Below are 13,900 nucleotides of genomic sequence, written 5' to 3'. Positions count from 1 at the left end.
TTTCCTAGCGATAAATACGTTTTGAGTAATTTATTTAGCAAAAACAAAGCCAATATTAGATTTTTTAATAAAAAAAGCCCACATTAATGTGAGCTTTTTTTATTTATTTTGAATAGCTTAGTGATGACTATCTATAACAATATTGCTGGTTTTATTCACTTCTTTACTTTTAAAAAAGTTTAGATGGTTAAACACAATATTTAATACGATGGCCATGAGGCACGTTGAACTAATACCTGAATGGAACAGGGTTTGTACCCATTTTGGGAAGTTCGCATAGAATGAGTGATCAATAATTGGAATCATACCTGCGGCAATTGCTGTAGCAACAATGATTAGGTTCTTTTGCTCACTATAATCAATTTTAGCTAAAGTACGAATACCACTTGCAGCCACTGTACCGAACAATACCAAACCTGCGCCACCCAATACCGGTACAGGAATTGCAGCAATCAAACGGCCCATAATTGGTAAAATACCCAATACAACTAAAATTAAGCCACCCGCTGCAACAACAAAACGGCTTTTTACACCAGTAATCGCGACCAAGCCTACATTTTGTGCAAAGGCACTTTGCATGAATGAGCCAAATATTGGTGCTGCTGCACTTGAAAGCATATCGGCACGTAGCCCATTGGTAATACGTTCAGCGTCGACTTTGGTACCGACAATTTCACCAACAGCGATAATATCAGCTGTAGTTTCAGTCATAATCACCAATGTCACAATTAGCATGGCAATAATGGCACTCAGTTCAAATGTTGGCATACCAAAGGCAAAGAAACTTGGGAATTGAATCCAATTGCCATTTGCGACTTTTGAGAAATCGCCAAAGCCCATCGCATATGCCAGCACTGTACCTAGCACAATTGCTAATAAGATGGATAAACGACGAATTGTAGCGTTTCGAGTAATATTCAGCACAATGACAATGGCTAAAGTTAGAAAAGCCAAACTAATATTTTCAGCACTGCCCCAATCAGGCGCTTTGCTATTTCCACCCATCATCCAACGTACTGCGACAGGTAGCAATGACAAACCAATCACGGTAATCACGCAGCCGGTCACGATTGGCGGGAAAAAACGAATAATTTTTGAAAAATATGGTGCTAAAAAGAAACCGATTAATGAAGCAACAATAACCGCACCATATACTGCCGAAAGCCCGCCACCTGCAGTGACTATGGCAATCATCGTTGCCACACCAGCAAAGGATACGCCTTGAACTAGGGGTAATTTTGCACCGATGTATTTCACACCGACCGTTTGTAAAATCGTGGCTAAACCACCGACAAATAATGCTGCTGCAATTAATAAACCAATTTGTGCAGGTTCAAGTCCTGCGGCTGTACCAATAATCAGTGGCGGCGCAATAATACCGCCATACATCGTCAATACATGTTGTAAGCCATAAGCTAGGCTTTTCCCTGCACCTAAATATTCATGTTCTGGTGAAACTGTTTGATTTTGTTCTGTCATTTTTATATCCCCCGATCCGTTTTATGATGCTGTTTTTAGCTACCGCGATATGTTGAATAGGCAAAAGGGCTAATCAACAAAGGAATATGAAAATGCTGTGAGGCATCTTTTACTAAGAAATGAATCACTGCTTTTGGGAAAAAAGTTTCGGTATTAAGACTTTCAAAATAGTCCGCTGTGGCAAACTCTAAGCTATAGCTACCCGTAGAAAATTCGCTTAAACCAAAGTCGGTCACACGGCCATCTGCATTGGTTTGCCCTTCACCAAGTAACATACCGTCTGCATTGAATAATTTAATCAAGACATTGGCAGCAGGTTTCCCCAGATTTGTATCTAAAATATGTGAGCTGATCATGCACTTAGCTCCTGTTTTAATCTTAATAAGGCAATTTCAGCCAATTGATGATGGACAATACGCTTTTCAGTTTCTGGATCATTCAGCAGACGGTACTGCAATGCTTGTAATACATTTTCACTGCTTAAGCCTGAAGCTTTAATTAAGAAGATATAGCCGTACTTTTTTTCATAAGCGATGTTGCCTTTGAGCAATGCCATTTGTGTTTCTTCATCGGCTGAAATAGCGGATTGTTCACGGTTGGAAAAATTCTTTTCTAATTCAGAAAGTTCAGCTTGGGCTTTTTTTTCACCAATACGCGGGTGATTATCTAAAGCAGATTTAATTTCTTCCCACGACCATGTACGAGCAGCTTGAGCCGCGTATTCCAAAATACTGTCTAATGATGCATACGGACGCTGACTGAGCAGCTCATTCGCCCAGCTTTCAATTTGCACACAGTGCTTTAAAAATGTTTTTACATCGGCTTCGGATGCTTGATTAAATTCAACAAGTTGCACTATTAAATCGCCTAAAAATATTTAATGTTCGTTCAAAACATGTTTTGCAATATCAATGCCAATCCCTTATTTCTTAGACAAATTGCTTTTTATAGGCACAAAAAAAGAGGCGCTAAGCCTCTCTTTCTTCTTTATTTTTTTTATTACGGTGCATGGTGTTTTATCCAATGTTCTGCAATATCGGCACGACGACAAACCCATACTTTTTCATGCGATTGCACATAATCTAAGAATCTTTGTAGTGCTTTAAAGCGTCCTGGTCGCCCTAAAATACGACAGTGCATACCAATAGATAGCATTTTTGGCGCAGTTTCACCTTCGGCATATAACACATCAAAGGCATCTTTAAGGTATTGATAAAATTGCTCACCACTATTAAAACCACCCGGCGAGCAAAACTTCATATCATTACTTTCAAGTGTATATGGAATGATTAAATGCGGACGTGTTGCACCATCTACATTCGTCACTGTGCTCCAAAATGGTAAGTCATCGCCATAATAGTCACAGTCATATTGAATCTGAGGAAATTCAGCAAGTAATTTTCGAGTATTCGGGCTATCACGTCCGGTATACCAACCGATTGGTGTTTTACCAAATAGCGTTTCAAGCACGCTAATAGCTTGATCCATATGTTGGCGTTCTTGTTCGATTGGCATATCTTGATAATGCAACCAACGTTGACCATGCGATACGACATCATAATTGGCTGCTTTAATCGCTTCCACAATGTAAGGATTGCGTGCCAAAGCCATACCCACACCGAAAATGGTCATGGGGAGTTGGCGTTTTTTAAACTCTTGGTGAATGCGCCAAAAGCCCGCTCGTGAGCCATATTCGTACATGGAATCCATCGACATGTGTTTGTCTGGAAAACTGGCCGCGCCAATAATATCTGACAAAAACTGTTCTGAACCTGCATCACCATGTTCTACATGGTTTTCACCGCCTTCTTCATAGTTCAATACAAACTGAACCGCGACACGAGCACCATTTGGCCATTCCACTTTGGGTGGTTCTCCATGATAGCCAATCAGATCTCTGGAATAGTCTTGTTGTTGAATCTGGTCTATCAGATCTTGCCCACGTAAATATGTTGCTGTCACATCCACTTCCTAATTTGTTATATCAAACAGTCAAAAAATAGAATGAATTAAGCAATTAGTGCGCCAAAACTTAGTATACAAGTTTTATTTCCTTTCGGCTTTGTTGCACAAAGATTTGAAATGCAAAGCGCCCCTAATTGAGCCAAATTTAAGGCGTAACTTGGGTAAGTGGTCGACCTAATTCCGTAAATCTGTTGAGGACTGCTACACGTGCATGAATTTCATTCACCTGACTAGGAAAGCTTCTTGCCATTAATTTATCGCCTAATAATTTGATGCAATGCATCTTGGTTTCCACCAAACTGCGGCGATGATAGCCTGACCATTTTTTCCATAATGTCCTGCCTAAACGTTTAACTGTTCGAAGTAATTCATTTCGCTCTAGCGAGCTACTCTTTGTATCTTTCCATGGTTTCGCATTTTTTCTAGGTGGAATCACCGCATGTGCTTGCCGATCTGCAATGACCTGACGGCATTGCTTGGTGTCATAAGCTCCATCGGTATAAACAGAGTCAATCTGCTCAATGCTTTTGTCTTCTACAAAGCGTGGTGTAATCTGGAGCTATCCAATTTAATCCGCAAAGTTTAATCAGACTTTGCACAAAGCCAGTAACCATACGTAAAGACAGACGGAATAAGGATTTAATCATTAAGCAGCATTGGATGGCTGCGTCGGAGTAGGTTTGATTTCGCCCTTGTTTGCCTTTTGATGGCGCATACCATTGCGTAGCAGGATCAAACCAAATGGCAATATTTCCGCGACTCATGAGTGCTCGGTTATATGCGGGCCAATTGGTTGTGCGGTAGATTTTGTGTGTAGGCTTCTTCATTTGAAAATTATATCGCTGAAAAAGCCTTTACAGATAGGTTTGTGCAACAAAGCCTATCTGCATTAATCTTTTAAGACTTGCCTGTGGAATCATGATTTCATTTGTTTTTTACACTTATTGGTAGATGGGTATAATCATAAATTATTAAATTTTACATTTTTTGGATTGTTAGCCCTTATAGAGGTAGTCGTATTTTCATATTTTAAAGATTATTTACTTTTCAAAAATACTAAAATTTAAAAAAGAGAAGCCTTTCATATTCAGAAAGGCTTTGTGAAATAGTGTTTTGGAAATGATTAAAATAAGAAGTAACGCTGCGCCATTGGTAACACTTCCGCAGGCTCACAAGTCAAATGCACACCATCTGCACGTACTTCATAAATCTCAGGGTCAACCTCCATTACAGGACAATAAGTATTTAACTTCATATCTGCTTTCGAGATATTACGCGTGGCTTTACAAGGACTAATCAACTTCTTTAAAGCCAATTGTTCATGTACGCCTTGCTCTATTGCCACTTGCGATAAAAAGGTAATGCAGGTGTTATGTACGCCACGAGGGTAAGCGCCAAACATCGGACGATAATGCACAGGCTGTGGCGTTGGAATTGAAGCATTAATATCACCCATCGGCGCAGCTGCAATCATTCCGCCTTTAATAATCATCGAGGGCTTAACACCAAAAAATGCAGGCTTCCATAAAACAATATCGGCTAATTTACCCACTTCAATCGAACCAACTTCATGGCTTAATCCATGGGTAATGGCAGGATTAATCGTATATTTAGCAATATAGCGCTTCACACGATTGTTATCGTGATTTTGATTATCACCTTCGAGTGGGCCGCGTTGCACTTTCATTTTATGTGCTGTCTGCCAAGTACGTAATATTACTTCACCCACACGCCCCATCGCTTGCGAGTCGGAAGACATCATGGCAATTGCGCCCATATCCTGCAAGATATCTTCTGCAGCAATAGTTTCACGGCGAATCCGACTTTCAGCAAAAGCAACATCTTCAGAAATTGCAGGGTCTAAATGGTGGCAAACCATCAACATATCTAAATGTTCATCAATGGTATTGACGGTATATGGACGTGTGGGATTGGTTGAAGATGGTAAAACATTGGGTTGACCAATTGCTTTTAAAATATCTGGTGCGTGACCACCGCCCGCACCCTCAGTATGGTAAGTGTGGATGGTCCGGTTATTAAGTGCTGCTAAGGTTTCTTCTAGAAAGCCACTTTCATTTAGTGTGTCTGTGTGAATGGCAACTTGTACATCGTATTGATCCGCCACACTTAGACAGTTATCAATCGCGGCTGGCGTCGATCCCCAGTCTTCATGTAATTTTAAACCCACCACACCGGCTTTGATTTGTTCAGCGATTGGTTCTGGCTGACTCAAGTTGCCTTTACCTAACAGACCAATATTCATAGGTAAATCATCAATAGCTTGTAGCATGGTCGCAATATGCCATGGGCCTGGAGTTACTGTGGTTGCAGATGTTCCTGCGGCGGGGCCTGTACCACCACCAATCATTGTAGTTGTGCCTGACATTAGTGCTGTTTCAACTTGTTGTGGGCAAATCCAATGAATGTGAGTATCAATCCCTCCCGCCGTTAAGATTTGTCCTTCACCTGCGATGACTTCAGTTGCTGCACCTAAAGGAATTGTAATGTCAGGTTGAATATCAGGGTTACCTGCTTTACCTATTTTCCAGATACGACCATTTTTAAGTCCAACATCGGCTTTGACAATACCCCACCAATCGACAATTAAAGCATTGGTAATGACGGTATCAGCGACCTCATCAGACAATAATTGTGACTGTCCCATACCATCGCGAATGACCTTGCCACCGCCAAATTTAACTTCTTCACCATAAGTCGTGAGGTCTTGTTCAACTTGAATAAACAATTCTGTATCAGCTAAGCGAACTCTATCACCTACTGTAGGGCCAAACATTTCCGCATAAGCACGGCGAGACATTTTCATTAATATATTTCCTATTCTAGATTTTTTGGCTTTAGCAGCTTTTGCATCGGAATAAATTGAATACCCCATTTCTCCGTTAGCGCACCGACCACTTCAAATCCATATTTTTTATAAATATCGAGTGCATAATGACTTGAATTTATTGTGATTATATCGGGATCATTTTTAAGTATTTCTTGCTCTAAAAAGTCCCACATTTGTCGACCATAACCTTGACCGTGATATTCAGCTTTTAAGAAAATACAAAACACGAAGAAACCAGCCACATTCACATCAAATAAAATCAATAACTTAAAATAAAAATTCCAAATACACCCTATTTCCCACCCGCTTTGAGCCTCTCAAATTCATCAAAAACCGCCCACATTTATAACCACTTTCTTGATCTTTTTATAAAAATTAAAAGTTTTTTGTACTTCTTGATCTAAGTTAAAAAAATCAGGAGGGCGAATAAATGAAGCCTACAAAAGCAAATTCTCAGCTAGCCAATAAAAGACCGTTTTATACAAAGGAGGTCATGATCCGTCCTTACCCGCCTCTGTTCAAAATTTACCAAAGCTACGCTCAGATTTTAAATGCCTCGCAACTGCCAACACACTTTCAACATGACGTGAGCCTAATATCTGCTACTGCACCTGCTCCAGCTGAGTTATTCGCAACAGATAACTTTCTTCTTGTTTATATAGCACAACAACAAAATATTCGAATCAAAGCTCGAAGCATTGTAGAAGCTGATGTAGACCTCATTCAGGTTCAATATCAACTCAGCAACACACTCTTTAAGTTGATGACTGAGCTCAAGATCAATCCACAGGCTCTTAATCCCGATAAGCTACTTCATAACTTAAATCAGTCTCTATCGAAACAAGCAATTTACGATGTGAATCAAAAGCTTTATGACAAACCCAGATGCAGTCTTTCTCGAGACCTACTCGCTAAGTTAATCGATTGCAGTCGTAATCAGCTACTTTATCGCCAGAAGCAAATCAACGGCACTCACGACCTACGAATTCAAGCACTCAAAAATAAATGTAAAGCACTCACGAGCGTACAACCATGCGCATCACAATTTTGGAGTTTAGACCATGAAAATTGAAAACATCATTGAGCGAATGCTAGATCATGAATTTTTTGATCAGGACTATCAAAATGCTATCGCACAGCACTTAAAACCTACAGTCTTAATCCCTGAATTAAAACCCTTATTGAAAACAACAGTCAGCTTCGATGCAGACTCTAAGTTTGAACTCCCAACAAAACTACCTCTCCCCCCAAGTGTGTCTAAACATCCGATCTGTGCCTATCTCTATTCAGTAGATCAGCATGAATATCCTGTTATACAACGATGGGCTGTGCATAATTTACATGCAGCATGTATTCTTAAAGCAATTCCGAATCCGACTGAAAAGGATCACCAAACCACCATTATTAGAGTGTTTAATCGATTTAGATTAGCAAACGAAGCTTATGCCGCATCGCAACAAGGCAAACAATTGAATCGGTATCAGCAGGAATATTTGTGGTTATGGGAGCAATTGCCTAGCCATGAGATTACCTTGGCTGACTTCGTGAAGAGTTTACGGGAATTAGAAAACGACTCTAAACTCAATCGTTTTCAGTATCTATTACTGCTTGATATACGGCGATTCTATGATTATGTCTTAGCACTTAAACCCAAGAAACATTACTCAGCACCACCCAAGCACATCGATGAGCCAATTTATTTGGATGAACACAACGCCATTTTACACTGTCCATATGACATGCCTCAGAAACAGCATCCTGCTCTCTTTTATGAGGAATTACAGGATGAACAGCCAAATCAGCAATACTCACTCAATACAGCGCAGGTATCGCCTTTAGCAAGCCAATCGAGTTATTTGCAACATCAAGTGAGTAAACTGACACAACAGCATATCATTAGACAACAACATAATTTTAGCTGTAGCAAGCATTATCCAGATTTCAACAGCCTGAGCTTACTTGTAAAACATTGCCATCAAGTCTATTTGAATCATCCAGAAAAAAATAAAGCGTATCTTTTTATTCTACTCAGTTTCTTAAGCGGTGTTCCGATTGAGCAATGGCTGGAGTTACAGACAAATCAGCGCCGTGTCCTAAATAATCGACAGAAGCTCATTTTAGAAAACGACCAATATTTTTTACGTTCAAAATTCACGCTATTTGAGAACACTGACTTTAAATTTAAAGAACAGTTACTCAATCAAGTGACCTACTTCGACTTACCACTAATTAAAGAATTAGTAGATGGTCTAAAAAAATCTCCTGTTGTGAGCCAGGAGCAAGTCAATCAAGCATTAAAAAAATGCCGTCACGAACTGTTTATTCCGTCTTTATCAACTAAAAAAATAAGTGTTTTACTACATCATTGTATTTATAGACATACCAAGAACGAGCAACTCGCTGACATACTTACGGGTATTGATGCCAATCGATCGGTTTCTATTTCATATTGTTCGTATCCAATCTACCGTTTGCAGCAAAGCTATCAGGGTACAGTACATCAGCTATCAAAAGACTTAGCAAAAGAAATCTATGTCATCGATGATGAGCAACAAAGGTTTGGTAGTTGTAAAGCCCCTAAACCAGCAATAGTAACGGCTATATTTGCATACTTACAACATCAGATCATTCAAGCTGAACATCAAGGAAAAATGCTTGATATGTTTAATCACTATAATGTATGGCTTTGGCATATCTTATTATTGTTCAGTGCAGCTCGACCTGTCAGCGACTTCCCAGGTTTCTTAAAAAATTTCGATTTAAAACAACAATGGCTTTGGCTTTCAGATAAAGAAATTCACAGTAGAACAAATGATGGTCGATTAATTCCTCTATGTGATTTTGTTGTAAAGCAAATCCGCTTATTCATTACCTATTTAAATGAATTCCAACAACTGTACCCAGAGCATCAACCGTATATTCAAGAAATTTTAAGCAGTAAAAAGCCTCTCCTCAGTGTCTATCAACATGGACAATGGCAAGCACTTAGCCCTCATTTAGTCAGCAGTTTCACTCGTATTATGCAACTTGATCATGCAAATTGGCTTAGGCACACGACTCGTGCATATCTCACTGAAAAAGTAGATGAAAATTTAATTTTAGCCCTGTTTGGGCATGAGCAGCATCAACAAGAAATGGGGCAAAAATTCTCAAGTCTCTCACTTCAACAATATAGAACCCTCACTACTCATCTTAACGAGATGCAGCACACTTATAAAATTGATGGAATGGATGAACATGCTTAAAGAAAAACACTATGCACATGAACGCCGTACAAAGAATAGAGATCAAAAGCGCATAAAAGAGCGCTTACAAATTCAAGCAATCATCGATGAATTTCTATCGTTCGAACAATTACAGCAAGCACAGCAATCAGAAGGAATACCAGCTCTCTTTAACCAAGTGACTCAGCATCTAGATCAACATAAACTTAGCTTTTCTTTAAAAAAGAACTTTTATCAGCATTTCCGAAAACAGATTATTCAATACAATCGAAGTCTTCAAACAGACGTACCTTTACCAACTCAATACCTAGTTTCTATTCAACGCACACCATTAATATTCAATGAATCGTGGCTAGATGGTTCAAAATTCGCAGTACAGCTTAAAGAAAAGCTTTTAAGATATTGGTACACGGCAAATGGTTTTACAGCGGATGAAAGTATAGGAAACATCCTGATCTGCGCAATCCTGTATGGCGGAATCTCTAATCTTTCCAGCTTAGATGCCTTGTTAGAAAATTTAAAAGAACAAGGCCCAATCTATCATCTTCAGGCATTACAACTACCGCTCATTTTTTTAGAACCTCATTCACCACACTATGGTGATTTATATGATCCTAAACAAACCTTAAGAAAATCACGAAATTTCGTACCCGATCGGTTAACTCAGCTCTGGATTTCTCGATTTAAAACACAATCAATAGATATCCAACACGATTGTTACACTTATATCCGTTACGTTTTTAATGCCTTAGAGCTTTCTTTTAACCAGAAGAAATTTTATCAGCTTTTACAAGCCTCTAGTCATTCATTTATGCAACTAGAAAAGGTCAAATTAAGTTCTGCGCTTGCACAGTGTTTAACTGAAGAAATAGAAACCTGTGGCTTAAGTCCAAGTGCTTTTAAACGCTATCTCTCACCTCAGCCAATACTTGACCACTCCCATCAAGCTGAAGAACCACAACCCCAAAATACCAATAACAAAGCAAAAGAGGAACAATTACACACTGCAGATCCTCTTGAGGCACTCACTGCTTTGCATAAACAAATTTTAACGTGCTTCAAAAATACTCATAAGATCACCACGGATCTATGTAACCTACTGCACAACCAACATGCCCATCTTCCAGAAAATGCTAAACGGCTTGGGCTTTGGCTATTTAGCTTATTTCATCCTGCCGTAGAAGATATTGAATCTATCGCCAAGCTTTATCAAATTGATCAAAACAAGTACTTACGCTATATCAACCAACAGCAGAAGATTCGCCATTCCTCAATTTATAGCTATTACACCAAGTTAGCAGAGACATGGTTACTACATAGCACTGACTTTATAGAAGAATCCAATCTCAACGACCATCTAGACGTGATCTACAACCGTATGTTAAACGGCATCGGTAAATCTAAATCACAGAAATTCGCCCTCTTAAAACGATTCCATCAATTTCAACAAATGCTATTCAATGCTGAATCCTTTCCACTGCAGACCGAAGGGCAAGATTTCAGCTCACCAAAAGCTGAAATCATCTCTGCAAAAACTTTTCAACAGATGCTCATCCAACTCAAAGGCTATCAAAACCCACGCTATACGGTACATGATTTAGAAATGCTAAGTATCGTATATACGATAGCTTTTCGCTCAGGGATGCGCATCAATGAAATGCTCGGCTTACGAATTAAAGACGTGGAAGGTGTTCAAGCCAGTTCAATTTGGATCCGTCCATATCGTTCAAAGAAACAAGAACATTTACTTAAAACAGATAGTGCTGAACGTAATCTCAACCTTCAAATTCTACTTACAGAAGAAGAGCATTTTAAATTTCAGAGATACTGCACGACACGCCGTAGGGCTTATTCATCCAATGACTATCTATTTACACTTTGGAATAGCACAGAACGTATTAAGCCATATATGGTCACCACACCATTACAAAAGATACTTGATGCAATGTTGCCAAGTCATTGTTATACCTTTCATTCGTTAAGACATAGTGCAACAAACAATCTCGCTATGATCTTGAATATGGACTATGAGTTTGTAAATGCCTTCACGGACTATTCAAACGATCACTATCAGCTACTCCGAAATGATCTCTTACGTTCTAAAACACCACAAGACTGTTGGTATTTACTATCCCATATATTAGGTCATATTGATCCCACTGAAACGTTTAGGAGCTATTTGCATCTAGCTTACATAATGGCAGGTTATCAGTTAAGAAAATTTGACCCATGTTTGGATCGAACCGTTATTCAAAAAATCTGTCCTAGCTTAAAATCACCACGACACCATCAAATAGCGCTTAGCTATTACGATGAACAAATATCACGAACAATAAAAATAAAATCTATAGCAACGCCTGATGAATACATCAACACATCTAATATTAAAGTTGATTTAACTCAAGCAGAGAACAACATTTTTATTTATGGAACGAGCAAGTCAGCTTATCCATTCCCTCTGATCGCAAAAATACTCAAGGCATTAGATCAATCTTATACACCTGAGCTTCTTGCTCAAAAGTATGACTTTTCAATTGAGACCCTCATACTGTGGCAACAAAATATACTTAGACTCAAACAACTCAAAAATCGCAAGAACCGGCCTCGCTTCATTATTGATGCTGATAAATCACAACGCATACTTCCGCATATTGAAACAACGGAAGAAAAAATAGTCTTAGAATATTTTTTTAAACAGCTCAACCAGCATAGTTATAATGATATCCATATATTAAATGCACTAGCTATTTTTGAAATGAAGGCTAACATTTCACACGCGGGATTAATCTTTAACAGTGCTGAAGTAAGACTAGCAAATCGATTTTTGACAGGTATTTATTCTTTATTTCCAGCAAAATATTGGCAGACCGCTCTACCTCCTAAAATCTCACAAGATAAGCTTATTGAAAAAATGCATATTAAATCAATACCTTACCGAATGAACAGCAGTTTAAGTAATGCTTTTAAGCTTGAACTAGTATCACAAAACAATGGAAAGGCACTAACCGCCTTACGCTATTGCATGTTGGTTTTACTGATCCTATGTACGCCGTCGCAACCTAGATCATAGCTGATCTGGCTGATAACCTGAAAACTCATAAAAGTCATGCAACAATTGAGCATAGACATCTGAAAAATTTATTAAGTTTTCCGGTTGTAAACCATAATGGTCAAAATAGCGATCATCAATGAAATAAGCTAATCCTATGTGCGTGTTGAGATAAGTTGATACGCCCAGTTGCCTACAAAAGGCAGGATTATATTGCAACTGTAATTGCGTATTACAAATAATTTTTGAGGCTACAATTTTAGCTACATTGCGAATATTCAGATGTCGAATACTAGGATGCATCGATGTCAAAATTCGACTCGAAGAATAATTCATCATGAGCGTTTGGCCTTCAATTGATTTAGATTTTTATCAAGTAATGATTTAGTTACTTCTCGTTTCACAAGTAAGCATCTAAACTATGTCTATATTTATATAAAAACATGACTAAAACGTCAAGTTTTTATTGTCTATTTGGCGGTAATAATGACACTTGAATTAGACTCGAATGAACTTAAAATTCGATTGAAAGAAGTCAGAAAGATACGAAAGCTGACACAGCAAGAACTTGCTGAAAAAACGGGAATACCCGTAACCTCTATTGCGCATTTTGAGTCGGGCTCACGTAAACCTTCTTTAGAAAATTTTTATAAGCTCATTGTCGTACTTAATATATCAGCAGACTACATCCTAGGACGAAGTAAAGATATGAGTGCATTAGGTGTTGATCCCCTTGTGAGCACCCTGCAAAAATTACCTGAGGTTGAGCGAAGAATGATTGAGAAATTTATTGTTTCTTTAGATCATAACTAGAGTCGACCCTGCATATAGAATCTGAAGACTAGAAAATTAAAAAACCACTTAAAGTGGTTTTTTTGCATAGCCCCGAAATGGATATAAACACATTGTGTGTTTGCTATGTGGAATTGATCATCTAGTATTGCCTAGATGGTTGTTTAAATAGTGATTATTCACTCCTACATTTAGCTTTGTAAGTTTTATACCACTCTTCAATTTCGGCTGTATCAAAATATACTGCTGCTTGACGAGTACTACATTCTTTCAATGGCCGTGGAAATGAAAGATCATTTTCGATGATTTTACGTAAGCAATCTCGTGTTACATTAAGCAACTCACAAACTTGGTTGTATTTTAAGCGAAATGGCTTCATATTGTGACAAACCACTGGTATATCTAAATCATCAAATTTTTTAACAGTACGTACAATACTACGACGAGTATGTGATGTATGTGCTCTAAAATGATCCAATTGAGGATCCTCGTTTAATAATAGAGAAACCATGCTATCAAAAAAAAATAATTCAAATCCCATCC

Annotated in this window: 12 protein-coding genes and 1 pseudogene; 4 read left to right on the top strand and 9 right to left on the bottom strand. The window is 38.5% G+C overall.

The window, feature by feature from the left end; translation table 11 throughout:
- Positions 1 to 117 precede the first annotated feature (117 nt).
- The 7 genes and pseudogenes from C3F22_RS04595 to C3F22_RS04565 all read right to left on the bottom strand — a co-directional run bounded on the left by C3F22_RS04595 (position 118) and on the right by C3F22_RS04565 (position 6,540).
- Positions 118 to 1,479: a nucleobase:cation symporter-2 family protein gene (locus C3F22_RS04595; protein ID WP_000139429.1), complete on the bottom strand. Its 1,362-nt coding sequence runs from the start codon at positions 1,477 to 1,479 to the stop codon at positions 118 to 120.
- 35 nt (positions 1,480 to 1,514) lie between these two features.
- Positions 1,515 to 1,835 carry a hydroxyisourate hydrolase gene (gene uraH / locus C3F22_RS04590; protein WP_000625767.1) on the bottom strand — a complete coding sequence of 107 codons (321 nt, stop codon included), beginning with the start codon at positions 1,833 to 1,835 and terminating at the stop codon, positions 1,515 to 1,517.
- Entirely contained in the window at positions 1,832 to 2,335 is a 504-nt protein-coding gene (uraD, locus tag C3F22_RS04585; protein WP_005265718.1) for a 2-oxo-4-hydroxy-4-carboxy-5-ureidoimidazoline decarboxylase, read from the bottom strand. The genes uraH and uraD overlap by 4 nt, the downstream gene beginning before the upstream one ends.
- 143 nt (positions 2,336 to 2,478) lie before the next feature.
- Positions 2,479 to 3,441: an allantoinase PuuE gene (puuE, locus tag C3F22_RS04580; RefSeq protein WP_000127611.1), complete on the bottom strand. Its 963-nt coding sequence runs from the start codon at positions 3,439 to 3,441 to the stop codon at positions 2,479 to 2,481.
- A 148-nt stretch (positions 3,442 to 3,589) separates the two neighbouring features.
- A pseudogene (locus C3F22_RS04575) lies at positions 3,590 to 4,271 on the bottom strand (IS5 family transposase).
- A gap of 296 nt (positions 4,272 to 4,567) precedes the next feature.
- Complete coding sequence (gene ureC / locus C3F22_RS04570) at positions 4,568 to 6,268, bottom strand: urease subunit alpha (RefSeq protein ID WP_104425918.1); 1,701 nt, start codon at positions 6,266 to 6,268, stop codon at positions 4,568 to 4,570.
- Between the two features lie 11 nt (positions 6,269 to 6,279).
- The gene (locus tag C3F22_RS04565) at positions 6,280 to 6,540 is read right to left on the bottom strand and encodes a GNAT family N-acetyltransferase (RefSeq protein ID WP_416332515.1); all 261 of its coding nucleotides are present in this window, start codon (positions 6,538 to 6,540) and stop codon (positions 6,280 to 6,282) included.
- A gap of 182 nt (positions 6,541 to 6,722) precedes the next feature.
- Here C3F22_RS04565 and C3F22_RS04560 point away from each other — a divergent pair, with 182 nt between their 5' ends.
- Genes C3F22_RS04560 through C3F22_RS04550 form a run of 3 tightly spaced genes read left to right on the top strand, consistent with a single transcriptional unit; the run spans position 6,723 to position 12,586 of the window.
- Positions 6,723 to 7,364 (top strand): hypothetical protein, encoded by a 642-nt coding sequence (locus C3F22_RS04560; protein WP_005265722.1) that lies wholly within the window; start codon positions 6,723 to 6,725, stop codon positions 7,362 to 7,364.
- Entirely contained in the window at positions 7,354 to 9,537 is a 2,184-nt protein-coding gene (locus tag C3F22_RS04555) for a hypothetical protein (RefSeq protein WP_104425917.1), read from the top strand. The genes C3F22_RS04560 and C3F22_RS04555 overlap by 11 nt, the downstream gene beginning before the upstream one ends.
- Positions 9,530 to 12,586, top strand: a complete 3,057-nt coding sequence (locus C3F22_RS04550; protein WP_104425916.1) for a tyrosine-type recombinase/integrase — start codon at positions 9,530 to 9,532, stop codon at positions 12,584 to 12,586. The genes C3F22_RS04555 and C3F22_RS04550 overlap by 8 nt, the downstream gene beginning before the upstream one ends.
- Here the strand turns inward: C3F22_RS04550 and C3F22_RS04545 are convergent.
- Positions 12,581 to 12,904: a hypothetical protein gene (locus C3F22_RS04545; RefSeq protein ID WP_104425915.1), complete on the bottom strand. Its 324-nt coding sequence runs from the start codon at positions 12,902 to 12,904 to the stop codon at positions 12,581 to 12,583. The two genes, C3F22_RS04550 and C3F22_RS04545, sit on opposite strands and share 6 nt — an antisense overlap.
- A 147-nt stretch (positions 12,905 to 13,051) precedes the next feature.
- Here C3F22_RS04545 and C3F22_RS04540 point away from each other — a divergent pair, with 147 nt between their 5' ends.
- The gene (locus C3F22_RS04540) at positions 13,052 to 13,378 is read left to right on the top strand and encodes a helix-turn-helix domain-containing protein (RefSeq protein ID WP_005263383.1); all 327 of its coding nucleotides are present in this window, start codon (positions 13,052 to 13,054) and stop codon (positions 13,376 to 13,378) included.
- 154 nt (positions 13,379 to 13,532) lie between these two features.
- On the opposite strand, the gene C3F22_RS04535 is transcribed toward C3F22_RS04540, so the two are convergent.
- Positions 13,533 to 13,898, bottom strand: a complete 366-nt coding sequence (locus C3F22_RS04535; RefSeq protein WP_104425914.1) for a helix-turn-helix transcriptional regulator — start codon at positions 13,896 to 13,898, stop codon at positions 13,533 to 13,535.
- Positions 13,899 to 13,900 lie beyond the last annotated feature (2 nt).

Origin of the sequence: Acinetobacter sp. ACNIH1 (assembly GCF_002934695.1) — a bacterium.
In the GTDB taxonomy this organism is placed as follows: domain Bacteria; phylum Pseudomonadota; class Gammaproteobacteria; order Pseudomonadales; family Moraxellaceae; genus Acinetobacter; species Acinetobacter variabilis.
Note: the sequence above shows the minus strand (reverse complement) of the source record. Positions and strands in the feature narration are given on the sequence as shown.

What these genes read in the sequence shown, in the direction of transcription:
- C3F22_RS04595 (WP_000139429.1), bottom strand. Translation starts at nt 1,479, where the DNA reads ATGACAGAACAAAATCAAACAGTTTCACCAGAACATGAATATTTAGGT.
- uraH (WP_000625767.1), bottom strand. Translation starts at nt 1,835, where the DNA reads ATGATCAGCTCACATATTTTAGATACAAATCTGGGGAAACCTGCTGCC.
- ureC (WP_104425918.1), bottom strand. Translation starts at nt 6,268, where the DNA reads ATGAAAATGTCTCGCCGTGCTTATGCGGAAATGTTTGGCCCTACAGTA.
- C3F22_RS04560 (WP_005265722.1), top strand. Translation starts at nt 6,723, where the DNA reads ATGAAGCCTACAAAAGCAAATTCTCAGCTAGCCAATAAAAGACCGTTT.
- C3F22_RS04555 (WP_104425917.1), top strand. Translation starts at nt 7,354, where the DNA reads ATGAAAATTGAAAACATCATTGAGCGAATGCTAGATCATGAATTTTTT.
- C3F22_RS04550 (WP_104425916.1), top strand. Translation starts at nt 9,530, where the DNA reads ATGCTTAAAGAAAAACACTATGCACATGAACGCCGTACAAAGAATAGA.
- C3F22_RS04545 (WP_104425915.1), bottom strand. Translation starts at nt 12,904, where the DNA reads ATGATGAATTATTCTTCGAGTCGAATTTTGACATCGATGCATCCTAGT.
- C3F22_RS04540 (WP_005263383.1), top strand. Translation starts at nt 13,052, where the DNA reads ATGACACTTGAATTAGACTCGAATGAACTTAAAATTCGATTGAAAGAA.
- C3F22_RS04535 (WP_104425914.1), bottom strand. Translation starts at nt 13,898, where the DNA reads ATGGGATTTGAATTATTTTTTTTTGATAGCATGGTTTCTCTATTATTA.